A 25743-nucleotide genomic window follows, 5' to 3' on the forward strand; every position below is an offset into this window, starting at 1 on the left:
AACATGAGCAACGTTGAGAAAAAAACCGGCCGCGAGCGCGGTGAGGAATGGTGGCAGACCGATATCATCGAAATGCGCCCTGGCGTGATCCGGCTGCGTGGCTATGAGATCCAGGACCTGATCGGCCGCGTCAGCTTTCCGGGGATGATCTGGCTGATGCTGCGCGGCGAACTGCCTGGCGAGGAGCAGGCGGCGCTGCTCGGTATCGCGCTGGGGGCGGCCGTCGACCACGGGCCGCAGGCGCCGTCGATCGCCGTTGCCCGCATGGCGGCCACCTGCGGCGTCGGCATCAACAGCGCCATGGCTTCAGCCATCAATGTGCTTGGCGACGTGCATGGCGGCGCCGGCGAGCAGGCGCTCGCCTTCTACGGCGACATCGCCGCGGCACTGGACGCAGACGTGACGCTTGCCGATGCCGTCGCGTCGCGGCTCGATCGCTTCTTCGCCGATGAAAAATCCTATGTGCCGGGGCTCGGCCATCGCTTCCACCCGGTCGATCCGCGGGCGCCGCGTCTCATCGAGCTGACCCGCGATTTTGCCGCGCGCGGCGTCGTCAGCGGACGTTTCGCCGACATCGCCGAGGCTGTCGAGGCCGAGGTCGCGCGGCGCAAGGGCAAGAAGATCCCGCTCAACATCGACGGCGCCACCGCCGTCATCTATGGCGAGCTCGGCTTTCCGCCGCCGCTGACACGTGGCCTTTTCGTGCTGTCGCGCTCGGTCGGCATCTTGGCGCATGCGTGGGAACAGTCGCAACAGAGCGACCGCAACAAAGGACCACTGCCGCGCGAATGGTTGTGGGCCTATACCGGCACGCCGGTCCGGTCTTTCCCTCAGGGAGAGGACGACGCCAAATGAGACCTTGGTTCAAGTGCGCCAGCGGGCGCTGGCTGGGGAATTTTCAAGTTCTTCAGCAGCGTTGAAAGTTCGGGCTCGTCGATAAGCACGGCTGCGTCTTCCGGCGCCAGCCATGCCCGCTGCCGCCTTTTGGCTTCCTGCCAGTTGGCCAGTTCCTCCGTCACCGCCAGCAGGTAGACGGTGACGTCGACGCGGACGAAGCGGTTCGTCAGCCGCTTCCAGTAGGAATAGGTGCCGGGCGGCTGCTTCAGCGTCTTGCCGAGGACGCCGGCTTCCTCCCGCGCTTCGATGGTGGCTGCCTTGCGCCCACTCTTGCCCTTCATCGGCCAGCCCTTGGGAACGATAAAGCGCCTTGTCGATATCGAGGTGACCAGCATCACCTCGACAACGCCATGCCTGCCCAGCCGAAAGGGAATTGCCGCGACCTGGCGGATCCGCTCGCCCTTCCTCGCCTTGCGCACGACCTTCTTCTTGGTGGCTGCCATTGCCGACGATCCAATCAGGGCAGTGCCCAAGCGCAAAGGCACGTTGCGAAATCAAAACCGCCTTTGATGCTACTTTAAGTAGAGCGGCGTTCAAGCATATCAGCTAAATAAATGAAAACGCCGGGCCATCAGCGGCAGACGCTGATGAAGCGGCTGCCCGATCGCCGCAACTGGCAAGTAGGCGCCATCTGCGGCACATCTGGCCGTTGCGGCACGACCACGCGATCCTGGGCACGGAACTGCTGTTGCTGCTGCTGAAATTGCTGCCGTCGCAGCCTGTTCTCCAGCATCTGCAATTCGCCTTGCAGGACCACGGTATTGCGATTGGCGGGAGCGACGTTCTGCGCGGAGACAGCCGCGCCCGACAGCATCGCTGTTGCCAGGGTTGCCGATATCAAGACCGTCGAAAGGCGAAGCGGCGACATCCATCCATTCCCTTACGAAACAGAACCTTGCGATTATATAGGGCGTTTGTCTGATGATGCCATGGATTAAAACCCCGCGCCGGAGCGGAATTGGCTGACTAGCCAGTCAGGGCGCAAAGCCCGTCGACCGATGTGTGCTGGCAAAGGGCACCAATACGAGGCCGACGACAAGAAGCTGGAGGGCATCCTGCAGTTCCATGCCTTTCAGGCCTGGATTGGATAATTTGAACCGCAACATCGCACAGTTGAAAACCGCGGCACGGGCGGCGCTGCGTTCCCCGGAGCCTTTGGCCACGGCACGGCGATAGCCCAGCTGCGCGACTATTCGCGGAATGCGCGGCTGATCTGGTCGGTCAATGGCTTCATCAGAAACGAGATGACGGTGCGATCGGTCGTGCGCATGAACGCCTCCACCGGCATGCCCGGCTTGAGGCTTTCCGGATCCAACGAGCCAAGCTTGCCTTCGTCAAGCCTGATCCGCACGCTGTAGTAGGATAGTCCGTTCCGCTCGTCTTCGACGAGGTCGGGAGAAACCGTTGCTACATGTCCTTCGATTTCCGGCGTGACCTGCTGGCTGAACGCCGACGGCCGCAGATGGACAAGCTGGCCGGGCTGGACCTGATCGATGTCTTGAGGCGCGATGCGTGCCTCCACAGTCAATTCGTCAGCGGTCGGGACAATCATCATAATTGGCCCGCCGGTCGTGACGACGCCGCCGACCGTATGGATCGCAAGCTGATGCACCCGGCCGTTCTGGGGTGAACGAATATCGGTCTGTCTAAGCAATTCCTCCGCGGCGATCTTTCGCTCTGCCAATTCTGTGGTTCGAGCCTCCGTTTCGCGTAATTCTTTCGCGACCTCGCTGCGCCAATCCTGCTGGATCTGGATGATGGCCATTTCTGTTTCGCTGATTCTGCCGTTCGCTTCGGCTATCGCAGCGACGAGTTGGCCGCGCCCTCCCTCGATCTGAGCCTCGCCCCGCTCCAGGTCCAGGAGTCGCGACCGCTGGACGAGTTTTTTTTCCCAAAGGCCCCTGACGCCCTTGATCTCGTCGCGGACCAACGCAATCTCGTGCTCCTTGGCCGCCCTTTGTGCCTCGAGGCCCGCTATCTCCTCCTTGAGCTGGCTCACCCGTTGCCTGCGTTGCTCGATTTGGGCACGGTAAGCTCCCCGTCGCAAAGCGAAAAGTTTCTGCTCCCCGCCGATCACACGCGCCACATGTCCAACAGAGGAGCGGCTGGTGAGATCCTCGGAAAAGGCTATCGCCTCGGCATCCTCACGCTCCGCTGTGAGGCGTGCCTCCCGCGCCGAGAGTTCGTCCAGGGTATTGGTTATGACGGCGAGATTGGCGCGTGTAAGCGTGTCGTCGAGACGGAGCAAAATATCGCCTGCTCTGACTTCATCGCCGTTGCGCACGTTGATCTCACCCACAACGCCGCCGCTTGGATGCTGAACCGCCTTGACGTTGGATTCCACTGCGATATGGCCGGTAGCGATGACGGCGCCTGACAATTCCGTCGTTGCGGCCCATGCACCAAGGCCGCCGACAAGCAGCGCCACGGTTGCGGCGCCAAGAAGCATATACCGGCGAAGGGATAAGTCGTTCTGCGTCGGCTGCGATCGCACATCGGTAGGGAGGTTAGCCCGAACGAACAGCAGCCCGCCGATTTTGCCTTTGACGCTGGCCAGATGGCTCGCTCCGGCACGAATATGCGGAATCATCCCCTTTACGCCGTTACGCGCGCCAAAGAACGATCGATCATGAAATAACGTCATCCTGATGCCTTTTCCTCCGGGGCAACTGCTTGAACCGTTCCCACGGAGGCACTCCGCGTCGTGCCCCGCACGACCAGATCCCTCGCCCCAAATGCGTGCTGACGGCCGGAGTCGAGAACAAGTAAAAGGTCCACTGCCGCCAGGGCGCTTGGACGATGGGCGATTACGACAACCACGCCGTGCCGCTGTTTGACTGCAAGGATCGCCTGGGTCAAAGCCTGCTCGCCTCCAGCGTCCAGATTCGAGTTCGGTTCATCCAAAACAACGAGGAAAGGATCACCATAAAGCGCGCGGGCCAGTCCGATGCGCTGCCGCTGTCCTGCTGAAAGCGATGCGCCGCCCTCGCCGATCTCGGTCTGATATCCGCGAGGCAAGCGCAGGATCATTTCGTGCATGCCCGCGGTCTTGGCCGCCGCGATAATGGTTGCCGGATCCGGAGAAGGATCAAAGCGGGCAATGTTTTGAGCAATGGTGCCTGCGAAAAGTTCGACATCTTGCGGCAGATACCCGATGTGCCGCCCCAGTGCCTCAGCCGGCCACTGTTCGATGGCGGCGCCGTCCAGGCGGATTTTGCCGCGCGCTGCCGGCCAGACGCCGACGAGCGCCCGCGCCAGTGACGATTTGCCCGATGCACTCGGACCGATGACACCGAGCGCGGAGCCGGCGCTCAGCGAAAACGTAATGTCCTGTACAACAAAACGGCGCTCGCCTGGCGGAACGACGCCGATCCCTTCAACCGAGAGTTCGGTCCGCGGCGGCGGCAGCTGCAAGCGATCCTCTGTGGCGGGGAACTCCCTGAAAAGTTCGCTCAGCCGATGCCAGCCTTGTCTAGCGGCAAGAAAGTTCTTCCAGTGCGCAATTGCGAGTTCGACTGGCGCCAGCGCTCGCGCGGTGAGAATAGAACTTGCGATGATGATGCCAGGCGTGGCTTCCTGGCCGATCACCAAATACGCTCCGATCGCGAGAACGACTGATTGCAGCAGCATCCTAAAGCCGCGGGAGAGCGCGCCGAATGAACCCGTGACATCGCTGGCACGCATCTGCGCCTGCCTGTATTTGCCGTTTGCTTCCGCCCAGCGCGAGGCCATAGTGGATCTCATGCCCATCGCTTCGAGCACCTCGGCATTGCGGATGCTTGCCAGTGCGATATTGCTGCGCGCTCCGGCATATCCAGACATTTCAGTTGCTGGATGGCGGACCGTTTTCTCCGTGAGCACGGTCAATGCCAAAAGCAGGATCGCCCCAATCAGCGCAGCCAGGCCGAGCCAAGGATGGAAGGCAAAACAGAGCGCGAGATAAAGCGGCATCCACGGCAGGTCGAAAAGAGTGGCGGGACCACCGCTGGCCAGGAAACCGCCGATTTGATCGAGATCGCGCACCGGCTGCATGCCTCGCCCGAACGGCCTCTGGCCAAGGGCAATTGCGACATCACGCGGTAGGTCCGCTCACTTAGGCGCTCGTCGAGTCCGCTGCCGATACGCGCCAGCACCCGGCCGCGGATCGCGTCGAGTGCACTTTGAAAAACATATAGAATCGAAATCAGCAGGACCAGAGCCACCAGCGTCGGCACGCTACGGCTGGGCAGGACCCTGTCGTAGACCTGCAGCATAAACACCGAGCCGGACAACATCAGCACGTTGATAAGGCCGCTGAAAGCCGCCACCGCCAAAAAGGCGCGCCGGAAATGCGCCAGGCAGGCAGCCAATTCGGACTTCGCCCTCGGCGGGCGGAGCTTCTCTGAACCAGATTGTGACATTGATGTCCCCTCGATCAACCGCATGCGTCAGCAGGCGATGCGGGCCCATAACTGCAGGCCCGCATCGCCCGGCATTGGCTACGCGGCCTGATCGGCGATTACGCTGTTGTTATGCGCAGACAGTTGCTCGATGAGTTTCGCAGCCAGCGCGTCGGCATCGCCCGCTTGCGTATGTGCATACTCTGCCCAATCAAAAGCCGGTCTCGGATCGCCCGCATTTGCTAGCGCGGTCGACGCATTGTCCCGGACCTGCTCGATAGCGTCGTCGAGTTGGCCCCGAGCGTTCCCGAGTTGTGGAAACACGATGTTATCGCCGTCAAGCGCCACCTGTGCACCACTCTCCTTAGCCGTGCCAGGCGTTCCTTCAGCCTCCTCATGTTCGGCCAGGGTCTGGTCAGACCGGAAGTTTACGCCCTGTTTGCCGAAGAAGGTTGCAAGCCACTGGGAGCCAGAATTCGGCTGCCCAGAATCCGGCGGCGTTGTCGGGGCCGGTTCAGCTTGCGCCGTTGGTGTCGGGGCCGGCTCAGCTTGCGCCGTTGGCGTTGGTTCCTGCTGCGGCGCCGGATCGGAAACTGCCGCCGGTTCATCCTGAACGGCAGCGACGGCTCCCTGCTTCGGATCGACGAGATCGAGTTTGACGTTCTTGCTCCCGACAGAGACGGTGCGCGTCGAAGCTTCGATGCCCGCCCCCGAGAATGTTACTGTGTAGGTGCCGGGCTTGAGCGCGAGGTCGTAGCCGCCGGCGCCCATGGTCTTCGTCGTAAACGTCGCGCCCGTCGAACTCTTCGCTGTGATGGTGAGACCGGATAGACCTTCACCGGGATCGTAGAACCTATCCCCGTCCTTGTCGTCGATCGCCACACCGGTCAGGAACAGGTCTGATCCGGTCTTGGCGAAATTCTCCGCCACGAAACCGCTGGAGCGCCCCCGGTAATCGCCAACCTCGAATCCAAGACCTACCTCGCGGAAGTTCCCGTTGAGGATGTTGGCACGATGACCCGGGGAGTTCATCAGGTTGTTGTGCAGGAGCAGAATCTCGTCATTGTAGCCCGTCGGTGACCTGGTCGTAGCCCATGCGATGTTCTCTCCTGTCGCCCAGGAGCCCGTTAGGGTGTAGCCGGCAGCCTTCATACGCTGGGTGGGCGAGGACCCTCCCGACCCCGTGTGAGAAAAGGTGTCGGTTGCAAGCATCCATCTGCTGTGCCCCTCAGCCGCCTCGCTGAGATCATTATCGAAGGCCAGCGGCTGCACGCCGGCCTTAGCCCTCTCCGCGTTGATAAGTTCAAGTAGATATTGTTCATGTGCGCTATGTTGCGGCATTAGATCGTCGCTCCACTGTTTCGTTTTTGGACGGTCCCGCCAAGCTGTAGAATTTCCCAATCACGCTTGGTAAAAGCCGACTGTGGCTAACCTGCGGCAAGCAGCTGTTAACCATGATTTTGTTAAAGAGAATTTGTGGGGATGCGATAACACGAAATTTCATATTGTAATGCAACCAGCAAGTGTGACATTCAATTATGCGCGTTCTCACGATGCGCGACGTGCGCGCCAGGCCGTGACGAGTTGAGAGTGGCGGCCGCGGCTATGCCGCCGGCAAGAGGTCGGGCTCTCGTCCTTTACCCGCATGCTGCCGGCATCCAGATCGGGACGGCGCCCGGTCCGGTCCCCGAACGCCTCGCGTCGACCATTGCCATTAACCGAAGGTTGTTCGCCGATCCTGGACATCAGGGACCCGTGTGGCCGGGCCGTCTCGATCGCTGTCAAGATCGTTAAACGAAAAGCTGATCAAGTCGGCTTCGCCGTGCAACCGGGACGCTTGGTTGTGGAGCGCTGGATCAGCTGCAACAGGCGGCTGATGGTAGACGCGCGCCCCGCAGTGGGGTTAGACGGGCCCGCCCGCGGCCCTCGCTTCAGTCGACTTCGCGCAGGCGGTATCCTACGCCGGTTTCGGTGGTGATGTAACGCGGCTGGTCGGGCGTTTTCTCGATCTTTTGCCTGAGCTGCCGCACATAGACCCTGAGATACTGCACGTCGGTCGAATCGCCCCAGACCTGCTTCAAAAGAAACTGGTGGGTGAGAACCTTGCCGGCGTGCTGCACGAGGATGCGCAGGATGTCGTACTCCTTCGGCGAGAGCTTTATCTCCCTGTCCTCGATCATGACGATGCGCTTCACCAGATCGACCGTGAGATCGCCGGTGTGGAAGACCGGCTTCTCGCCTTGCTGCTGGAACTTGTGGCGGAGCGCCACGCGGATGCGCGCGACAAGCTCGTTCATGCCGAACGGCTTGGTGATATAGTCGTCGGCGCCGAGATCAAGTGCCGAGACGATGCCGGCCTCGTCGGTGCGGCTGGAAAGGATGACGACGGGAACATCCAGGCCGTCGTCCCGCCATTTGCGCAGCAATTCGTGACCGCCCATGCCGGGCAGGCCGAGATCGAGCAGGATCAGGTCCGGCTTTTCCGTCTCCACGAGTTCGATCGCCGTCTTGGCGTTCGGCGCCTCGCTGATCGCATAGCCCTGGCTGCCAAGGCCGACGCGGAGCAGCTTGCGGATCGGCGGTTCGTCATCGACGACCAAAATCCTGACGCCCAGGTTCGTCATGGCAGGTCATCCATGCCGGGGTCACCCACATGTTGGTCTGCCGCTACCGGCATCCTGATGGTAAAAACCGCACCCGGGCGGTCGGTCCTGTTGGCCGCCGAAATCGTCCCGCCCATCGCCTCGATGAAGCCACGGCAGATCGAGAGCCCGAGCCCGGTGCCGGCACGGACCTGATCGCCCTTGCGCACCCGGTGGAACGTGTCGAAAATGCGCTCCAGATCCGCTGGCGGAACGCCTGGCCCCTCGTCCATGATCTGCAGCATGACGGAACCATTGTCGGCCCAGCCCTGCAGGCGGATCGTCGAAGCTGGCGGGGCAAATTTAGCGGCATTGTCGAGGAGATTGAACAGCGCTTGCTCGAACAGGACGGGGTCGACCCTCAGCATCGGCAGATCCGTGGGAATGTCCATTTCGGTCTTGTGTTCGCCGATGATTTTTCTGGCTCGATGCAAGGCGGTGCCGACAATGTCGCCGACATAGTGGAACGCGTAGTTCGGCTCCATCGCACCGGATTCGATCTTGGTCATGTCAAGCAGATTGGCGATGAAGCGGTTCAGCCGCTCCGATTCGTCGAGCACGGTCGACAGCAGGTCCGCCCGGTCCGTTTCGGGAAGCGCCGGCGCAAATTCCCGCAATGTGCCGGCGGCGCCCATGATTGCGGCAAGCGGCGTTTTCAGGTCATGGGAAATCGAGGTCAGCAGCGCCGAGCGCAGGCGGTCCGCCTCGGCCTCGAGCCTGGCCCGGTCGACGTCGGCAACAAGCTGGATGCGCTCGATCGCGACCGCCGCCTGATCCGCGAGTGCGTCGAGCAGGCGCTTCTGTTCGGGGGTCAGCAACGGGCCTTGCTTGTCGTTGTCGAGGCCGACGACGCCGACGGCGGTGCGACCGGTGCGCAACGGCAGATACAGGCGTCTTGCTCCGGGAAGCGTGTCGGCGCCGCGGCCTGCGGGGCGATCGTGCTCCCAGGCCCAACGGGCGGCCGCGATGTCGGCCTCGGCCAGCGTGTCGTCGGGTGGGTAACCGGCCTTGACGGTGATCGTGCCGTCTTCCGGCAGCAGCAGCACCACGCGCAGCTTCAGCATCGAGGCGATCTGGAAGGCAGTCGCCCAGAGCACGTCGTCTAGCGTGCCGGCGCCGGCGAGCTTCTTCGAGAAAAGATAGATATCTTCCGTGGCGCGTGCCCGCGCGCGGGCAGCGACCGCCTGTCGCTGCACCCGCGCTGTCAGATTGCTGGCAATGACCGCAACAACCAGGAAGGCAGCCAGCGCCACGATGCTCTCCGGGTCCTGGATCGTCAGCGTGTAGCGTGGTTCCAGGAAGAAAAAGTTGAAGGCAATGGCGCTGATGAGGCAGGCATACAAAGCCGGCCAGAGACCGCCGGTCACCGCCGACGTCAGAACCCCGATGAGAAAGATGATCGCCAGATTGCGGACGTCGAGGAACTGGTGGAGAAGGACCGCGAAGGCGAGCGAGCCAGCAACATAGGCCGTGGCCTTGAGATAGGGCCAGATATCGAATTGCCACTGCTCGTCCGCCACCTTTACGGTCCGTGACGTCGCCTCGTCGTTGCGTTCGTTTCCCGAAATGACATGGACGCTGATGTCGCCGGCATTGCGGATGAGATCATAAGTGAGCGAGCCTTCGATCAATTCCCGCCAGCGCGAACGGGTCGGCCTGCCGATCACGATATGGGTGAAGTTGTTGGCGGTCGCATGGCGAACGATGTCCTGCGCGACGTTCTGGCCTGGAATGGTCGTTACTTCGGCGCCAAGCTGCTCGGCAAGGCGCAGCAGCGTCGCGAGCCGATCCTTTTCCTCCTCGGACATGGCGGCTGAACGAGGGGTATCGACATGAAGCGCCGTCCAGGGAGCGCGGAGCCGGTCGGCCAATCTCCGCGCATAGCGGACGCGGGCCGCCCCGCCCGGACGCGCATCGACGCAGACGAGAACCCTTTCCCCCGCCGCCCAGGGCCCGGGTATGGCGTGGGCCTGCATGTGGGTCAGCAACTGCTCGTCGACGCGCTGGGCGGTGCGGCGCAGCGCCAGTTCCCTGAGCGCCGTCAGATTGCCCGGCGAGAAATAATTCTCGATCGCGCGCCGGGCGGTGCTGGGGATATAGACCTTGCCTTCCTCGAGCCGCTTGATCAGGTCGTCGGGCGTGAGATCGATGATCTCGATGTCGTCGGCCTGGTCGATGATGGAGTCTGGAACCGTCTCGCGCACCCTGACGCGCGTGATCTGCGCCACGACATCGTTCAGGCTTTCGACATGTTGTATGTTGAGCGTGGTGTAGACGTCGATGCCGTGCGTCAGGATTTCCTGAACGTCGAGATAGCGCTTGGGATGGCGGCTGCCCGGTGCGTTGGTATGGGCAAGCTCATCAACGAGGACCAGCGCCGGACGCCGGGCAAGGATGGCATCGAGATCCATTTCCTCGAGGATGCGCCCCTTGTACTCGACCCGATGACGGGGAATCACCTCATAGCCGTCGACCAGCACCTGGGTTTCCTTGCGGCCGTGCGTCTCGACGACGCCGATCACCACGTCCACTCCGTCGGCCAATCTTGCACGGCCCGACATCAGCATTTCATAGGTCTTGCCGACACCGGGTGCTGCGCCCAGAAAAATCCGCAGACGACCGCGCGCCTCCCGCTCCGCACGGTCAAGCAGGGCGTCGGGTGAGGGTCGGGTTTCGTTGCTTCTGTCGTCCGGCATCACAATCGATCATGAATGGCGCCGGGGATGGTGTCGATCCCCAGCCTGCCACTCATTGCTTCCCACAATTCATTGCTTGATGGCCTCGTCCAGCGCCAGGTTAAGCGCCAGCACATTGACCACAGGCTCTCCCATGAAGCCGAGCTCGCGGTCCTCCACATGGCTGTCGACAAGCGACTTGACACTGGCTTCATCGGCGCCCCTGGCCCTGGCCACCCTGGCGACCTGGAAATAGGCGGCCTCGGGGCTGATATGCGGATCGAGGCCGCTGGCTGAAGTCGTGACCAGATCGATCGGCACCTTCTGGTTCGGATTTTCCGCATTCAGCCTGTCGGCATCGCTCTTGACGCGGTCGATCAGCCTAGGGTTGGTCGGCCCAAGATTCGAGCCGCTCGAAGCGGCGGCGTCGTAGCCGTCGCCCGCAGCCGACGGCCGGCCATGGAAATAACGCTCGCTGGCAAAAGCCTGGCCAATCAGTTCGGAGCCGACGACCTTGCCGTCCCTCTCGATCAGGCTGCCATTGGCCTGGCGCGGGAACAAGGCCTGGGCGATGCCGGTCATGCCGATCGGATAGATCAGGCCGGTGAGGATGGTGAAGAAAACGATCATGGTGATCGCGGGTCTGATTTGCTTGAGCATCGACTTCATTCCTTATGCGAGGCCAAGCGCGGTGATGGCCATGTCGATCGCCTTGATGCCGACGAAGGGGACGATGATGCCGCCGAGGCCGTAGACGAGAAGGTTACGGCTGAGCAGCGCGGCCGCGCCGATGGCGCGATATCTGACGCCCCTCAGCGACAGCGGGATCAGCGCGACGATGATCAGCGCGTTGAAGATGATGGCCGAGAGAATGGCGCTCTGCGGCGTCGCCAGATGCATGATGTTAAGCGCCTGCAGCGGACCTGATGTCTGCCCCGGCGCGATGTAGAAGACGGCGAACAGGGCCGGGATGATGGCAAAATACTTGGCCACGTCGTTGGCGATGGAGAAGGTTGTCAGCGAGCCGCGCGTCATCAGCAGCGCCTTGCCGATTTCGACGATCTCGATCAGCTTGGTCGGGTCGCTGTCGAGGTCGACCATATTGCCGGCTTCGCGTGCGGCGACCGTGCCGGTGTTCATGGCAACGCCGACATCGGCCTGCGCAAGAGCAGGCGCATCATTGGTGCCGTCGCCGCACATGGCGACGAGCTTGCCCTTGGCCTGTTCGTCGCGGATGAGCTTCAGCTTGTCCTCGGGCGTCGCCTGGGCAAGGAAATCGTCGACGCCGGCCTCCGCCGCGATCGCCGCCGCCGTCATCGGGTTGTCGCCGGTGATCATCACCGTGCGGATACCCATCTTGCGCAGTTCGGCGAAGCGTTCCCTGATGCCGCCCTTGACGATGTCCTTGAGATGCACGACGCCGAGCAGGCGTCCGTCGCGCTTGACCGCAAGCGGAGTGCCGCCGGATTTGGCGACATCGTCGGCGATCGCCTGGAGGTCGCGGACGGTGTCGCCGCCGGGGCGCGTGCCATGCGTGGCGACGGTCGACTGATTGACGAACGCGAGCACCGAATCGACCGCGCCCTTGCGAATCGAAGAGCCATCGATGTCGACGCCGCTCATGCGGGTTTGCGCAGTGAAGGGCACGAAAGCGGCATGCAGTGTCGCCATGTCGCGGGCACGGATGGCGTATTTCTCCTTCGCCAGCACGACGATCGAGCGGCCTTCCGGCGTTTCATCGGCAAGCGAGGCCAACTGCGCCGCGTCGGCCAACTCCTGCTCGGTGACGCCCTTGACCGGGCGGAATGCCGTCGCCTGGCGATTGCCGAGCGTGATCGTGCCGGTCTTGTCGAGCAGCAGCGTGTCGACGTCACCGGCCGCCTCGACGGCGCGGCCCGACATCGCCAGCACGTTGAACCGCACCAGGCGATCCATACCGGCGATGCCGATGGCCGAAAGCAGCGCGCCGATGGTCGTCGGGATCAAGGTGACGAACAGGGCGACGAGAACGGTCACCGAAATGGTGCCGCCCGAATAGGCGGCGAAACTCGGGATCGTTGCCGTCGCCAGCACGAAGATCAGCGTCATGCCAACGAGCAGGATGTTGAGCGCGATCTCGTTGGGCGTCTTCTGGCGCGCAGCGCCTTCGACCAGCGAGATCATGCGGTCGAGGAACGTATGGCCGGAGGCCGCGGTGATGCGCACGCGAATCCAGTCAGACAGAACCTGCGTGCCGCCGGTCACCGCCGAACGGTCGCCGCCGGATTCACGGATAACCGGAGCGGATTCGCCGGTGATCGCTGCCTCGTTGACCGAAGCGACGCCTTCGATCACCTCGCCGTCCGATGGAATGATGTCGCCGGCCTCGACGAGCACCACGTCGTCGACCTTCAGGCTGGTGCCGGGCACCAGCTTGAAATTGCTGCGGTCGTCGCCGCTCAACAGCTTGGCCTGGCTCTCGGTGCGAGCCTTGCGCAGCGAATCGGCCTGCGCCTTGCCTCGGCCTTCGGCGATCGCTTCGGCGAAGTTGGCGAAAAGCACGGTGAACCACAGCCAGATGATGATCTGCAGCGAGAAGCCGAGATCGCCGCCACCAGTGACGAGATCCTTGACGAACAGGACTGTCGTGAGCGCCGAGACCACGGCGACGACGAACATCACCGGATTGCGCATCAAGGTGCGCGGGTTCAGTTTCCTGAAGGCGCCGTCGATGGCGGGCAGCAGAATGCGGGCATCCATGATGACAGCGGATTTGGACTGGCTCATTTGGTGGCTCCAGTATCGATGTTGTTGGTTGGCGCCGATCGATCGGATGCCGAACGAAGATGCGGAAGCCCGGAGGCCAGCAGCCAGATCACGATCATGACTGCCGCAATGCCGAAGAACGTGGACATGGTCGGGAAAGGAGGCGGGGTTGCCCCTTTCCGATCATCTCGATGCCGAATCTTGCGACGTATGGTTTCGAGCCAGGACATAATTTTGATCCAAGGTGGGACGGTTCAGAAAGTCTGCCCGTGGATGCCAGCCAGGTGCTCGACGATCGGTCCGACCGCCAGCGCCGGGAAGAAGGTGAGGCCGCCTACGATCAGAATGACGCCCACCAGCAGCCCGACGAACAGCGGCCCGTCGGTTGGGAATGTGCCGGCGGAGGCCGGCACCGTCTTCTTGGCGACCAGCGAACCAGCGATCGCCAGAGCCGGGATGATGACCAGGAAGCGGCCAATCAGCATGCCGATGGCGAGCGTGATGTTGTACCAGGGCGTGTTGCCGGTCAGGCCGCCAAAGGCCGAGCCGTTGTTGGCGGCAGCCGAGGTGTAGGCATAGAGAACCTCGGAGAAGCCGTGCGGGCCGGCATTGGCCATCGAAGCGACGCCGGTCGGCAGCACCACCGCGATGGCGGTGAAGATCAGCATCGCCAGCGGCAGGCAGAGAATGGCGAGCATCGCCATCTTGACCTCCTTGGCCTCGATCTTCTTGCCGAGATATTCGGGCGTGCGTCCGACCATCAGTCCGGCAACGAAGACGGCGATCACGATGTACATCAGGATGCCGTAAAGACCGGCGCCGACACCGCCGACAATGACCTCGCCGAGCTGCATGTTGATGATCGGGATCATGCCGCCAAGCGCTGTGAAGCTGTCATGCATGGCGTTGACGGCGCCGCAGGACGCGGCGGTGGTGATCACCGCAAACAGCGCCGACAAGGCGATGCCGAAGCGTGTTTCCTTGCCTTCCATGTTGCCGCCGTCGATGCCCAGCGCATGCACCAGCGGATTGCCTGATGCTTCCGCCCAGTAGCAGACGGCGACGCCGGCGATGAACAGGACGCCCATCGCCGTCAAGATCGCCCAGCCCTGGCGCTGGTCGCCGTTCATGCGGCCGAATACGTTGGTCAGCGCCGCACCGATGGCGAAGATCGAAACCATCTGGATAAGATTCGAGATCGCGTCGGGGTTTTCGAAGGGATGCGCGGCATTGGCGTTGAAGAAGCCGCCACCATTGGTGCCGAGCATCTTGATGGCGATCTGCGAGGCTGCTGGCCCGACCGCGATTGTCTGCCGCGCGCCTTCCAGGGTTGTGGCTTCGAGATAGGCGCTGAGCGTCTGCGGTATGCCGAGATAGACATAGACCAGCGTCAGCACGATGCAGAGCGGCAACAGCAGGTAAAGGGTGCAGCGGGTCATATCGACCCAGAAATTGCCGATCGATTTGCCGGAAGCCTTGGTGAAGCCGCGGATCAGCGCGATTGCGACGGCGATGCCGGTCGCTGCGGACAGGAAGTTCTGCACGGTGAGGCCGGCCATCTGCACGAGATAGGACATCGTGCTTTCACCGCCGTAGTTCTGCCAGTTGGTGTTGGTCATGAAGCTGGCGGCGGTGTTGAAGGCGAGCCCGGGTTCGACGGCGCTCATGCCGGCCGGATTGTACGGCAGGCTGCCTTGCAGCCGTTGCAGGGCGTAGAGCACCAGGAAGCCGGCGAGGTTGAAGAACAACAAGGCCGCCGCATAGGTGGTCCAGTGCTGCTCCTCACGCTCGCTGATCCCCGAGATGCGATAAAGGCTGCGCTCGACAGGACCCAAAATCGGCGAGAGGAATGTGCGGTCGCCGCTGAAAACGCGATACATGTAGCCGCCGAGCGGCTTCACCAGCAAAACGACGATCCCGCAATAGACGAGGATCTGCATCCATCCGTTGAAAGTCATTGAAATAAGCTTCCGTGCCTGCGCCAGTTGCCGTTAGAAACGTTCTGGGCGAATGAGGGCGTATGTCAGGTAGACGAGAAGGAACAGGGTCACAGCGCCACCGAGGATATAGTCGACAAGCATGTTGCGGTCCTTCCGCCTAAAGACTGTCGCAGGCTTTGACGAAGGCGAAGAACAGGGCGAAAAACAAAAACCGTATCCCGAGAACGATGATGTCCATCGGAGCTGTTCCTTATTTTCGTTTTTGCGCTGGCTTGCCTGCAGCCGGGCAGCGTTGAAGTCATGTGAAGACACTCTGTCGCGATGATAATGGCGACCGAGATGTGTCCTTCCCGACGGAATATGGATCCAAACCCCATAAAGGTTCGAGACGTGGCGAAGAGGAAAGAAATAAGAATCCTATAAAGAATTTGCCGTCGCGGCTCTCAGCGCGGCGCTCAAAGACAAGCCGTGCGGCGGGGCGAAGCCGCCGAAAATCAGCGATTTCGCGTATAGATCACGGCATAGTCGTCCGCATACGCCCGCTTCCAGCCGAGTTCATCGAAGAATGGGATGGGGCTGTCGTCCAGCGTGCGAATGGCTGGCGGGTGCGGAGCTGATGCGGGAACGAGGGCGGACTCGCTCCGCCAAATCGGCTGCTCAGCCTTCGGCCTTGAAGTTCTTGGCTTCCTTCTCGACCTTGGCGCTGTCCTTGCCGTGCTTGCGCATCAGATCCTTCGCCTGGTTGGGCGAAACGTCAGTTGTCTCGGCCAGTCGCAGGGCCGCCTTGTCGTCCGGTTCGCGTTTCTTCCGATCGGCCATTGCGGTCCGTTTGTCAGCCATCACAATGCCTTTATGCTCTTGGCGATTTCGTTCAGCACCTTGCGGTCGGTGCCGTGGCGCTTGATCAGCGTGCGAGCCTGGTCGGGAGTGATGCCGGCTTCCTCGGCGAGATGCCTCACCTCATAGTCTTCGTCGCCGGCTACTTGTGAGCGATCGCGGTTGTCGGTCTTGGTCTTGTCGTCGGGCATGGCAGTTCTCTCCTCGCTTGGACCTGGAGCATAACGGCGGAGATTTCGTGAGGTTCCTTAATGCCTGTCGCCCAAAAGCGCGCAGCGGTTTTGGGACAACGACATGCATAAACAGGAACAATGCATGTCGCCCAAAGCTGCGCAGCCGTCTTGGGCAACGACATCCCTAAAAACAAGAACCAAAAGCACGTGGCATCGCGCTCTTCAGACGTGACGCGCTTTAATGCCGGCCTTCGCGCACAAACACATGGGCTTCCTTGGCGGCCGCCGTGAATGCCCGCCGCGCAGTGCCAACCGCCCGCCGCTGCTCCATCGCATCCATCATGGCTTTCAAGGCCGCGCGATATTTCGGCCCGCGCTTTTCGTTTGGCCATTTGTCGACCAGAAGCGAGGCCGCCTGGACCGTCCTCGTCACAGAAAGCCGGCGTCCGGTGCGTTCGCTCTCGATCGTCACCGGAACGTCGAATTGTTCATCACGCATTGCCGTCAATCCTCGACTCCAAGGACAGCAACGGCGCAGCGGAGTTATTCGTTCCGATAGCGAATGGCGCGATCAATCCCGGTCACGATTCATGGTTACTGAATAGCTTACCTCGCCGGTGTCGTCCGGACAGTGCGCAAGCCAATTGCGGGCCGGGTGATGTGCATTAGCGGCACCGATGGTCGAACACGATCCCCATGGTCCTACCAATTGCGGTCATGACGATAAGCTCGACCAGTTGGTCGTCGCTGTCCGTACAAGCTGGGCCTGCCCGGCGGATGGTATCTATTGCGGCTCTGGTCGATATGGTGTCGCCGGCGCGGAATTTTGAAAGCGCAGATGAAACGAGTTCATGGGCCGGCAAGTCAACGACAGGCGCTCTCGAAACGATGTCCATTGGCCTCCTCCGCCATGAACTCTCTGCCACGAGAATAATACGCCGAATGGGTGGTTTTCGCCAGCGAAATTGTGGTCCGACCAGAGGTCGATCGGACACCAATTGGACTGGGACAGCTAGCTTTTTGCAGGGCTCAGCGCGATGCTGCCGACCTCGATTTCTCTCTGGCCTTCGCAGCTGGCTTGACCCTTATACGCATCGCTCCACCCTCGGGATGATCGATCTCAAAGGCATTGGTCTTGCGCACGAGATCGCTCAGCTTGCGAAAGCCGAAGGTCCTGGGATCGAAGTCGGATACCAGATTGGCGAGCTGATTGCCGACAATCCCGAGCGGCACCCAGCCGTCCTCGGTTCCCATCTGTGAAATGACTCTGGTGATGATCGGTGTCGCGGCGCTGGGCGGCTGCAAGGATTTCGTCGGCGCCGCATCTTGCGCGTTGGCTGACGCTGTCGGAAGCAGGTTCTCGGTGTAAACGAAGCGGCGGCATGCCTGCCGGAAACTCTCCGGCGTCTTCTGCTCGCCAAATCCATAAACGTCGATGCCGTGCTCCCTGATGCGAGCGGCAAGGCGGGTGAAATCGCTGTCGGACGACACCAGGCAGAAGCCTTCGAACCGCCCGCTGTGGAGAAGGTCCATGGCGTCGATGACGAGCGTGATGTCGGATGCGTTCTTGCCGGTGGTGTAGGCGAATTGCTGCTGCGGGATGATCGCATGCTTCGACAGCACGTCGGCCCACGCCTTTGAGCGGGTGCTGGAGAAATCGCCGTAGATGCGACGGACGCTTGCCTCGCCGATCTTCGCGATTTCCTCGAACAAGCCGTCGGCAATCTTGGCCGAGGTATTGTCCGCGTCGATCAGCACTGCAAGCCGTGGAGAACGTGGTTCGGTTGGCAAGGTGAGCCCCTGTTTTTGGCTGCGCACCAGAGACATATGGTGCAGCGGAGCCATGCGAAACCTCTTTATCGAGATACGGACGTCATCTACTTCTCCAGATACAAGATCATGCCGGCGTGGTGCAGCACACCGTCGATGAACGTTCCGTCAGCGGTAAAGCCGGTGTCGTCCCAGTAGTCGATGTGATTTCCCCGGATCTCATAGCGCCCCTGGTATGCGCTGTCACGGTTCCCACGCGCTTCGTCATAGCGACCATTTGGAAGCAAGTTGTGGCGGATATGGCCATCCGCCGTGACCCACATCCCGACATAGGGATGGCTTGCCGAAGCTGGGGTAACGGAATTTTGCGCGATATTCATTTGGGCGAAGCCTTTCTGTGCGGATAAGCCGGCCGCGCCGGCAACAAGCACGGCAGCGGCAAGTATGGAAATCTGTTTCATCGGACTACTTGCTGGCTGTCGGCCGGATGACGATCTCGTTCACGTCGACATCGTCCGGCTGTTCGATGGCAAAGCGCACGGCACGGCCGATCGCGTCGGGCTGCAGCGCAATGGCGCGATAGGTCTTCATCGCTTCCACCGCGACCGGATCGGTGATCGTGTCGGCGAGCTCGCTCTCGACCACGCCGGGATGAATGCAGGTGACGCGGATGTTGTCGTGCTCCTGCCGCAAGCCATCGGAGATGGCGCGGACCGCGTATTTGCTTGCGCAATAGACAGCGGCTGTCGGCGATACCGAAAGCGCGCCGATGGAGGCGATGTTGACGACATGGCCGGAGCCTCGGGCCGTCATCTCCGGTAGCACCGCAGCGATGCCGTAGAGCACGCCCTTGATGTTGACGTCGACCATTCGGTCCCATTCATCGACCTTCATCGAGGCCATCAGCGACAACGGCATGACGCCGGCATTGTTGACGATCACGTCGACGCGCCCCCAGGCCTGACGCGCTGCCTCGGCAAAGGCGGCGACATCGGCGCGGTCGGTCACGTCCAGGCGGCGCGTCATTGCCTCCCCGCCCTTTGCCCTGATCTCTTCTGCGAGGGCGTCCAGCCGATCGGTGCGGCGCGCACCGAGCATGACCTTTGCTCCGGCAGCACCGAGCTCCCGGCCGATGGCGGCGCCAATGCCGCTCGACGCCCCGGTGATGAGCACGACTTTGCTAAGGGACATGTTTCGTCTCCGTCTGGTTGATTTTGCGAGCCGCCATGCAGCGGTTGCCACGAAGATGGATCTGTTTCACTGTTGCGATAAGACGACCATTTGTTCACAGCGTCGAAAGCACAGCTAACCAATGCAGCCGGATCTCAATGCGCTGGCCGTCTTCGCCCTCGTCGCCGAGGAGCGGAGCTTTCGTGCGGCTGCGGACCGAATGGGCGTCACCCGCTCGGCGGTCAGCCAGACGATGAAGCGGCTGGAAGAGACGCTCGGTATCGCGCTCGTCCAGCGCACGACGAGAAGCGTCAGCCTGACCGAGGCTGGCGAACGCCTCTACGCCGAGATTGCGCCCGCCATTGCCGACATGCGCGCCGCAATGGAGAGCGCCGGCGACCTGCGCGGGCGTCCACGCGGGCAATTGCGGCTCGCCGTCTCGTCGATCGCCGAGCGCTTTCTTTCAGGGCCGTTCCTAGCGACCTTTGCCGAAGCCAATCCGGAGGTCCGGATGGACATCACGGTGACGGACGAGGAATTCGACATCGTCGCCGAGGGATACGATGCCGGCGTCAGGCTCGGCGAGGTGATCGAGCAGGACATGATCGCGGTGCCTGTCGCCGGTGACGAGCGGCAGCTGGCCGTCTGCGCGCCTGCCTATCGCGATCGGTTTGGGCAGCCTTCGCATCCGAGGGAACTCGCTGAACATCGCTGCATTGGCTGGCGCCGCGCCCCGAAGGTCGCGCCCTATCGTTGGGAATTCGCCGAGGACGGCAAGGAGTTCAGCGTCGCGGTTGCGCCGGAGATCACGACCAACGACATGGCGTTGATGATAAAGCTCGCCATTGCCGGCGCCGGCATCACTTTCGGCATGGAGGAAAGCTTTCGCCCGTGGATCGGTCGGGGCGAACTGGTGCCGGTTCTCGAGGATTTTTGCCCGCGCTTTGCCGGCTTCTACCTGTATTATCCGAGCCGTCGCAACGCCGCGCCGAAGCTGCGCGCGCTTGTCGAACACCTGCGGTGTCCTGGCTAGCGTTTTCACGCGGACCGATCGAGCCGAAATCGCTTTCCGGCCCATCATCCGCTTTGGGACGGGAGATCGTCAAAACTCGCTGTGCGCAGCGCTATCTCGATATTGCAATTATATTAGTGTGAGCGCATGTTTCCGTCAGCCGGCCGCAAGCCGGTCAGGCCCGGCGGCCGGCCGGTCACCCCCAACAGGCTGCCGGGCCGCCCGCAATCCCGCGCCTCTGGCGGAGAAAGCGGGCAGATCGGGTTGTGGGCTGAGAGCGTCTGGCGCTTGGGCAATTATATTAGATAAGCCTAATGCAAATCAGGTCTGGCCGATTGAGCGGGCGCGGCGGCGCACTCGGGTTGGGCGTGCTATTCATCCGGTAGATATGTCGATCACGCAAAGGGAGGACGAGATGAGACCGGTTAAGTCATTTGCATTTGCTGCTGTGCTGCTTCTTTCGTCTGCATTGTCTGCGGCCGCCCAGTCGGCTCGCGAGGACATCGAAGCGGCGCTGCCGAAATTCACGGACGCCTTCAACAGCGGAAACGCGGCGGCGGTGGCTCAATTGTATACCGAGGACGCTGCCTTGCTGCCGCCCGACGGTAAGCGTGTCGATGGTCGCAAGGGCGTGGAAGAATTCTGGCAGGGCGCGATCAAAGGCGGGATGAAGAATCTCACCCTGAAGGCGCTGGAAGTGGAAGAGAGCGCGAACCTCGCCTACGAAGTTGGCGCATTTACGCTCGATGTGCCGAACAAAGACGGCGCCCTCTCCACCGTTGCGGGCAAGTACATCGACGTCTGGAAAAAGGGCGACGATGGGACATGGCGCCTGCATCGGGACATCTGGAATTTAGGTGCGGCCCAATAGGGATTGATATCCGGGCCTCATTGACCGGCTTGGCGAAAGCTGCGGCGGGTTATTTTGCGTTGGAACAAAGGCTTAGGTAGAAAGTTCGGCTTCCGCAGCATTATTTTCCTTTGCAGACATGCTGCGAGATCGGCTCGTCCCTCCGATCAGCCCGCGTCCTCTTCCCCACCCCGGGGCGCGGGCTTTTCTGCCTATCGTACGGAAATAGCCAATGACCAGCCGGCGATCGGCGGCCCCAGGTCTGAGCATTTGGTCATCATTGTGCCGGCAATGCCTTCGCGGCGGCGGTCAGGGCTGCCCGATCGTTGCCGTGCTTGCGGATCAGTTCGCGCACCTGCTCCGGCGTGATGTTGTTCTGCAGAGCGAAGAAGTTCACTTCATAATCGTCGCTCGCCGATATCTTGTTGCGGTCGCGAAAGTCGCGTTTGCTTTGGTCGTCTGCCATATCGCACGTCCTTTAGAATTTTCTAATATTGACTATGGCTAATATACGCCTGTGACCTAGACTGGGTTCCATGCGCAGGCGGGCAGAGGCCGGCACCGGCCGGCTAGAGTTCATTCCCCCGATGGAGCCCAGGCTGGTGGCCATGCCGCCCGAGGGTGACGACTGGATTCACGAGATCAAGCTGGATGGCTACCGCGCCCAGATCATTATCAACGGGCCCGAGGATATCCGCGTCTATACCGAAACCGGCAAGGACTGGACGCGTCGATATCTGGGCATCATGGAAGCCGCGGGTGAGCTTGAGGTCGAGAACGCCATCATCGACGGCGAGGCGGTCGTCACCGACAAGGCCGGCATGCCCGACTTCAACGCGCTCCAGAACGCCGTACACAACAATCCCTACGGCATGTATCTGTGCGCATTCGACATTCTGCATCTGAACGGCGATGATCTGCGCGACGTCGGCTGCAAGGCGCGCCGCGAAATTCTCAGCGGTATCATCAAGCCGCACAGCCGGATTCGGTTTAGCGAGGTCCTGCCTGGTGACGCGCAGTCGCTCTTCCACCTCGTCGAGGAGGTCGAGCTTGAGGGAATTGTCTCGAAGCGCGCCGACAGCAAATATCGCAGCGGCCTGACCTCGAACTGGCTGAAGACCAAGAGCTTCACAGTCGATGAATTCGAACTGCTGGGCGTCGAGCGCCAGCCCGGCGAGGCAGCCTTCGCCCTTTTGGCACAGCCCGGCACCGGGAAATATGTCGGTTCCGCCCTGATCAGCCTGGGCCGCGACATGAAGGAGCGGCTGTTCAAGCGGGTTCGGGAGCACGCCGGGCCGCCGCCAGAGGCCATGAAGAAACGGCCGGGGACACAATGGCTCAGGCCCGGGGTGAAGCTGCGCATCAGGCATCTTCGCGGCGACCACAGCCACATACGCAATGCGTCGCTGCTGGGTTTTGGTGACGAGAGCTAGTGCGCTTTGTCTGCGCCCCTTTGAGCGACGGACGCTTCGGCGCCGCAGCCAGAAGGACGTCGTGACCTGGGAGTGGCGGCTGGCCAACGACTGGCTGCCCAAACCGCGCATCCTTCATCCTTGGCCGCACCAGCGCCGTCAATTACCCGAGGCAGGAGTTGTATGCGCTAATCGGGCTCGTCGGATCTGTGCGGGGCGCGCTCGGCAATGGGAGTGCCACCGCGATCTGTATTATGTGGCGATCGAGCCGCTACGGACATGCCCGGCTGGGCGGCAACCAGGCCGCGAATTGGCCGCAATGCCCCGGTTCAACTGTCTGCCGTGGCTCCTGCTATCCCTGAGGTGCGTGAAGTATGAAGTATCTGTTGTCTCTGGGCATTGTGCTCTTTTCGGTACCTTTATCGGCATCGGAGATCATCCTGGAGCAGGTCACATTGCGCCGAGGGATGGAAGGCGACACCAGGCAGTCGGGAGCCTTGGACGATCCGAAAACCTACAGCAAAAACAAGGTGTACCGTGAGGAAAAGGACCCCGCAGCGAAAGCTGGCGTCGAGATAGACCAATTCCTGGATGATTACTATGCGAAAGGATTTCGGAAGGAATCTGGAAAGAGCAGTACACTACCTGATATTCTACAATTCAATCTCGGCACCGCAGTGCAAGAGGGAATATTTGATCCAGCGGGTAAGGCACACCAAGATATATTATCAAGAAAATAGGAAGATTGTCGGTAAACAAGTCAAGTATCTTGTGGAGGTTTTCAAGCTGAACAGCTACGGGCACACCAAACGCGCCGACCGTCATAAACAGCTTCATTTTCTGGGGGACGTCCAATCGCGAAAGACTGTCGTCGACATCGAGGTCGGTTGCGGCGAGGTGCGCAGCGTGGCCGAAGGATTGGCTTGGCCTTTCGATCAGAAAATCCTGTTTAAAGAGTTGCAGGATTATTCCAACAAACCCGGCCTGTACGACAAGGTCAGCTTCGAGTTCTCGAGGTCTTACAGCTTTGCTTCGGAATTCGACCGGAATGGACACACGATAACGTTGCCGGATTTTCTCCAGTAGCCTTCCTCGAAGTAGACCCGACCTTGCTGCCTTTCTGCCGCCGCCGGGACCCGAAGATTTTTCCGGTGACAGTGCACCTTATTGTCTTCTTCCGTTCCCGCATTCCACCCGTCGCCCGCTGCCTCACGGTGGCGGGGCATTTTGATGGGCACACCGGAACCAGAGCTTGGCGATCCGGTTAACTGGATATGCCAAACAAAATCAAAGACCCGCCACCGAAGCCCGCCCCGAAGAAGACACCTGTCCGTCGTCCCGACAAGGAAGCGTCGCCGGAGCCTGAACATGTGGACCCGCCGCCACGAGACGTGCGCGAGGCTCCGGCACCAAATCCAAACGGCGATGGGAAGTCATAACCGCCGCGCAAGAACGACGTAGCGCCTCGCCGCCTCATGACGGCGGCCTTCATTTCGAACCGGAATGACCCCTCAAAAGCAAGCTTTCGCCTGATCTATAGGCAACTACGGTGACAGTGCACTATTTCTTTTCCTCGCCTGCTGCGTCCCCATTACACTGCGTGTTTTCAGTTTTCAGAGGCCCAACCGGCCAGCAGTAGGCGAGGCAAGCAACTGCGGGAACGGATACATTTTTGTCAGCAGACAACGCTGCCCCATTCCATAGCGCCTCTCCGAACTGTTGTTTCGGTGCTATGGTGTTCCTGCATGATCAGACTGCAAGGATATGAGGCATGCCCGAAATCACCCGCCGTACACTTCTTGCGTTCACCGCCGTAGCCTCGGTCGTTGAACCGACGTTTGCTGAAGGGGAAGGTGCCTCGCGCGAATTGCAGGCGCTGATTGGAGCCCATGAGGCGGCCTATGTCGCGCTCCACAGGGTTGTTCATCGAACGGACAGCAGCAGCCACGACCGCAAGAGGGCAGACCGGATTGAAGAGGACGCATTGCTGGCCATCTGCTCCTATCCTGCGATCAGTCGAGGCGACCGCCGAGCCAAGGCCGAGTACCTGTTAGCCACTGAAGCACGGGGCGAACTTGACCTGGAAGAGCACATGCAGGCCATCCTGCACTCGATGATGCGGGGCTGATACCATTGTCACCGCAGCCACCGCAATTCGATGGCTCCAGCGAGTTCAATGGAAAGCGGATGGTTCTGCGGCTCTCTTGGACTGCTCGGCCCGACGATGTGGGTGCCCGAACACGCGGGAGAGCATCACATCGAGCCCTTGAGACCGGTTCGAGGTGCAGCCGCCCGGTAACTACTTACGCGGCGCGTCGTTGAGCGAGGTGGAAACCCGAACGGGCTCGACGGGGCTCGACGGCGGTCACGATGCTGTGGTGATGATCGCAGTACACGCGGTCAGGCGAAGTTGGCCCAGCACAAAAGCGGTGACCGCCGGGCACTGACCGATCTTCGCGAACCGGGAAGCGGCATTGACAGCTGCCCAGCTTGATGAGGGGGACGTCACTCGTTGGCAGTCTGGTATTTTCAGGCATGATGTCTTTCTGGTTCCTAAAGGTTGGCCGTACGTCGTCGCCATGATCCACGGTGGAGGGCAGCGACTGGGTCGGGCGAGTTCATCTCGCTTGGCTGGCTATGGAACGCCATGTGGTGTCGGGAACTGCTTCAAGCAATTGCTTGCGGCTAGAAGCCACACCGCTGCTGATGGGTGCGCGAAGCAGGCATCCTTGTCCGTGCCGGTTGACCCCCCGGGGGAGCTTGTCCGAAGGCGGGGTGGGTGCGGATTGTGGGAGCCCACCACCCTGCGTTTTTTTTCGGCTTTTAGGGAACCGGCCAGCAATGCGGATACATTTTGTCAGCAAACGATGTAGTCGCGTCCTAGAGCGCCTCTCCGAAGTGTTGCGCCGGCCGGCCTGTCAGATAGCAAGGATATGACGCATGCCCGAAGTCACCCGCCGTACACTACTTGCGTTCACCGCCGTGGCGTCCGTCGTTGAACCACGTTTGGTGAAGGGGAAACTGCCTGACGCGAATGCAGGCGGAAGCGTCGTTTCGGATGGTTCGAGAATGCGGCAGGCTGTCGCGGATCGGGCCTGCGCAAAGCGCCAACCGAAGGTGCAAGGAAATTCGACGACGATCGATATTTCTCAGCTAAACAACCTTTTAGTAGGGAAATGTGGCGGAGAGAGCGTCTTCTACACCATTGTCCGCCAACGTCTGCTAATGTAACCAAAAGCCG

The 25743-nt window shown here is 61.3% G+C and carries 27 protein-coding genes and 1 pseudogene; 8 read left to right on the forward strand and 20 right to left on the reverse strand.

Annotation, left to right across the window (positions count from 1 at the left end):
• Nucleotides 1-3 precede the first annotated feature (3 nt).
• Complete coding sequence (locus tag AC0L2Z_RS20860; RefSeq protein WP_473629188.1) at nt 4-855, forward strand: citryl-CoA lyase; 852 nt, start codon at nt 4-6, stop codon at nt 853-855.
• Here AC0L2Z_RS20860 and AC0L2Z_RS20865 read toward each other — a convergent pair.
• From AC0L2Z_RS20865 to AC0L2Z_RS20955, 19 genes and pseudogenes are all read right to left on the reverse strand, one after another.
• Nucleotides 831-1340 (reverse strand): NUDIX hydrolase, encoded by a 510-nt coding sequence (locus tag AC0L2Z_RS20865; protein ID WP_473629189.1) that lies wholly within the window; start codon nt 1338-1340, stop codon nt 831-833. The genes AC0L2Z_RS20860 and AC0L2Z_RS20865 overlap by 25 nt on opposite strands.
• 128 nt (nt 1341-1468) lie before the next feature.
• A complete protein-coding gene (locus AC0L2Z_RS20870; RefSeq protein WP_287074527.1) occupies nt 1469-1711 on the reverse strand; it encodes a hypothetical protein in 243 nt (80 codons plus the stop codon).
• Between the two features lie 375 nt (nt 1712-2086).
• Nucleotides 2087-3541, reverse strand: a complete 1455-nt coding sequence (locus AC0L2Z_RS20875; RefSeq protein ID WP_473629190.1) for an HlyD family type I secretion periplasmic adaptor subunit — start codon at nt 3539-3541, stop codon at nt 2087-2089.
• Nucleotides 3538-5297: pseudogene (locus AC0L2Z_RS20880) on the reverse strand (type I secretion system permease/ATPase). The gene AC0L2Z_RS20875 and the pseudogene AC0L2Z_RS20880 overlap by 4 nt, the downstream one beginning before the upstream one ends.
• A gap of 78 nt (nt 5298-5375) precedes the next feature.
• Nucleotides 5376-6617, reverse strand: coding sequence for a CAP domain-containing protein (locus AC0L2Z_RS20885; protein ID WP_287230406.1), 1242 nt, complete (start codon nt 6615-6617; stop codon nt 5376-5378).
• Nucleotides 6618-7207: 590 nt separating this feature from the next.
• Nucleotides 7208-7900, reverse strand: a complete 693-nt coding sequence (locus AC0L2Z_RS20890) for a response regulator transcription factor (protein WP_287239819.1) — start codon at nt 7898-7900, stop codon at nt 7208-7210.
• Entirely contained in the window at nt 7897-10614 is a 2718-nt protein-coding gene (locus AC0L2Z_RS20895) for a sensor histidine kinase (protein ID WP_128173506.1), read from the reverse strand. Before AC0L2Z_RS20895 ends, AC0L2Z_RS20890 begins: the two co-directional genes overlap by 4 nt.
• Before the next feature lie 69 nt (nt 10615-10683).
• On the reverse strand, nt 10684-11253 hold the full coding sequence (kdpC, locus tag AC0L2Z_RS20900; RefSeq protein WP_023797475.1) for a potassium-transporting ATPase subunit KdpC: 570 nt from the start codon (nt 11251-11253) through the stop codon (nt 10684-10686).
• Between the two features lie 12 nt (nt 11254-11265).
• Nucleotides 11266-13359 (reverse strand): potassium-transporting ATPase subunit KdpB, encoded by a 2094-nt coding sequence (gene kdpB / locus AC0L2Z_RS20905; protein ID WP_287363678.1) that lies wholly within the window; start codon nt 13357-13359, stop codon nt 11266-11268.
• Nucleotides 13356-13568, reverse strand: coding sequence for a hypothetical protein (locus AC0L2Z_RS20910; protein ID WP_023797477.1), 213 nt, complete (start codon nt 13566-13568; stop codon nt 13356-13358). The genes kdpB and AC0L2Z_RS20910 overlap by 4 nt, the downstream gene beginning before the upstream one ends.
• Nucleotides 13569-13592: 24 nt before the next feature.
• Nucleotides 13593-15296 carry a potassium-transporting ATPase subunit KdpA gene (gene kdpA / locus AC0L2Z_RS20915; protein WP_287239825.1) on the reverse strand — a complete coding sequence of 568 codons (1704 nt, stop codon included), beginning with the start codon at nt 15294-15296 and terminating at the stop codon, nt 13593-13595.
• A gap of 33 nt (nt 15297-15329) precedes the next feature.
• Nucleotides 15330-15419: a K(+)-transporting ATPase subunit F gene (locus tag AC0L2Z_RS20920; protein ID WP_023797479.1), complete on the reverse strand. Its 90-nt coding sequence runs from the start codon at nt 15417-15419 to the stop codon at nt 15330-15332.
• Between the two features lie 516 nt (nt 15420-15935).
• Nucleotides 15936-16118 (reverse strand): hypothetical protein, encoded by a 183-nt coding sequence (locus AC0L2Z_RS20925; protein ID WP_473629191.1) that lies wholly within the window; start codon nt 16116-16118, stop codon nt 15936-15938.
• Nucleotides 16118-16306 carry a DUF3606 domain-containing protein gene (locus tag AC0L2Z_RS20930; RefSeq protein ID WP_023797481.1) on the reverse strand — a complete coding sequence of 63 codons (189 nt, stop codon included), beginning with the start codon at nt 16304-16306 and terminating at the stop codon, nt 16118-16120. The genes AC0L2Z_RS20925 and AC0L2Z_RS20930 overlap by 1 nt, the downstream gene beginning before the upstream one ends.
• Before the next feature lie 220 nt (nt 16307-16526).
• Nucleotides 16527-16787 carry a DUF982 domain-containing protein gene (locus AC0L2Z_RS20935; protein ID WP_051505610.1) on the reverse strand — a complete coding sequence of 87 codons (261 nt, stop codon included), beginning with the start codon at nt 16785-16787 and terminating at the stop codon, nt 16527-16529.
• A gap of 166 nt (nt 16788-16953) precedes the next feature.
• A complete protein-coding gene (locus AC0L2Z_RS20940) occupies nt 16954-17184 on the reverse strand; it encodes a hypothetical protein (protein WP_027153036.1) in 231 nt (76 codons plus the stop codon).
• 133 nt (nt 17185-17317) lie between these two features.
• Nucleotides 17318-18079, reverse strand: a complete 762-nt coding sequence (locus AC0L2Z_RS20945) for an NYN domain-containing protein (RefSeq protein ID WP_287239865.1) — start codon at nt 18077-18079, stop codon at nt 17318-17320.
• Between the two features lie 86 nt (nt 18080-18165).
• Nucleotides 18166-18438 carry an Atu4866 domain-containing protein gene (locus tag AC0L2Z_RS20950; protein ID WP_128247428.1) on the reverse strand — a complete coding sequence of 91 codons (273 nt, stop codon included), beginning with the start codon at nt 18436-18438 and terminating at the stop codon, nt 18166-18168.
• A gap of 85 nt (nt 18439-18523) precedes the next feature.
• Nucleotides 18524-19249, reverse strand: a complete 726-nt coding sequence (locus AC0L2Z_RS20955) for an SDR family oxidoreductase (RefSeq protein ID WP_287239827.1) — start codon at nt 19247-19249, stop codon at nt 18524-18526.
• A 121-nt stretch (nt 19250-19370) separates the two neighbouring features.
• Here AC0L2Z_RS20955 and AC0L2Z_RS20960 point away from each other — a divergent pair, with 121 nt between their 5' ends.
• Together AC0L2Z_RS20960 and AC0L2Z_RS20965 are read left to right on the forward strand one after the other, a co-directional pair.
• Nucleotides 19371-20261 carry a LysR family transcriptional regulator gene (locus AC0L2Z_RS20960; protein ID WP_287239830.1) on the forward strand — a complete coding sequence of 297 codons (891 nt, stop codon included), beginning with the start codon at nt 19371-19373 and terminating at the stop codon, nt 20259-20261.
• Between the two features lie 394 nt (nt 20262-20655).
• Nucleotides 20656-21111, forward strand: a complete 456-nt coding sequence (locus tag AC0L2Z_RS20965) for a YybH family protein (protein WP_287172293.1) — start codon at nt 20656-20658, stop codon at nt 21109-21111.
• Nucleotides 21112-21367: 256 nt separating this feature from the next.
• On the opposite strand, the gene AC0L2Z_RS20970 is transcribed toward AC0L2Z_RS20965, so the two are convergent.
• A complete protein-coding gene (locus AC0L2Z_RS20970) occupies nt 21368-21556 on the reverse strand; it encodes a DUF3606 domain-containing protein (protein ID WP_287172291.1) in 189 nt (62 codons plus the stop codon).
• 70 nt (nt 21557-21626) lie between these two features.
• Between AC0L2Z_RS20970 and AC0L2Z_RS20975 the strand changes: the two genes are divergently transcribed.
• The 5 genes from AC0L2Z_RS20975 to AC0L2Z_RS20995 all read left to right on the forward strand — a co-directional run bounded on the left by AC0L2Z_RS20975 (nt 21627) and on the right by AC0L2Z_RS20995 (nt 25733).
• The gene (locus tag AC0L2Z_RS20975) at nt 21627-22523 is read left to right on the forward strand and encodes an ATP-dependent DNA ligase (RefSeq protein ID WP_287239831.1); all 897 of its coding nucleotides are present in this window, start codon (nt 21627-21629) and stop codon (nt 22521-22523) included.
• A 353-nt stretch (nt 22524-22876) separates the two neighbouring features.
• On the forward strand, nt 22877-23242 hold the full coding sequence (locus AC0L2Z_RS20980; protein WP_473629192.1) for a hypothetical protein: 366 nt from the start codon (nt 22877-22879) through the stop codon (nt 23240-23242).
• Between the two features lie 31 nt (nt 23243-23273).
• Nucleotides 23274-23588: a hypothetical protein gene (locus tag AC0L2Z_RS20985; protein ID WP_287172335.1), complete on the forward strand. Its 315-nt coding sequence runs from the start codon at nt 23274-23276 to the stop codon at nt 23586-23588.
• Between the two features lie 685 nt (nt 23589-24273).
• Nucleotides 24274-24630 carry a hypothetical protein gene (locus tag AC0L2Z_RS20990; protein ID WP_287172287.1) on the forward strand — a complete coding sequence of 119 codons (357 nt, stop codon included), beginning with the start codon at nt 24274-24276 and terminating at the stop codon, nt 24628-24630.
• An 812-nt stretch (nt 24631-25442) separates the two neighbouring features.
• Nucleotides 25443-25733 carry a hypothetical protein gene (locus AC0L2Z_RS20995; RefSeq protein ID WP_473629193.1) on the forward strand — a complete coding sequence of 97 codons (291 nt, stop codon included), beginning with the start codon at nt 25443-25445 and terminating at the stop codon, nt 25731-25733.
• Nucleotides 25734-25743: the final 10 nt, after the last annotated feature.

The organism is Mesorhizobium sp. WSM4850 (assembly GCF_055811735.1).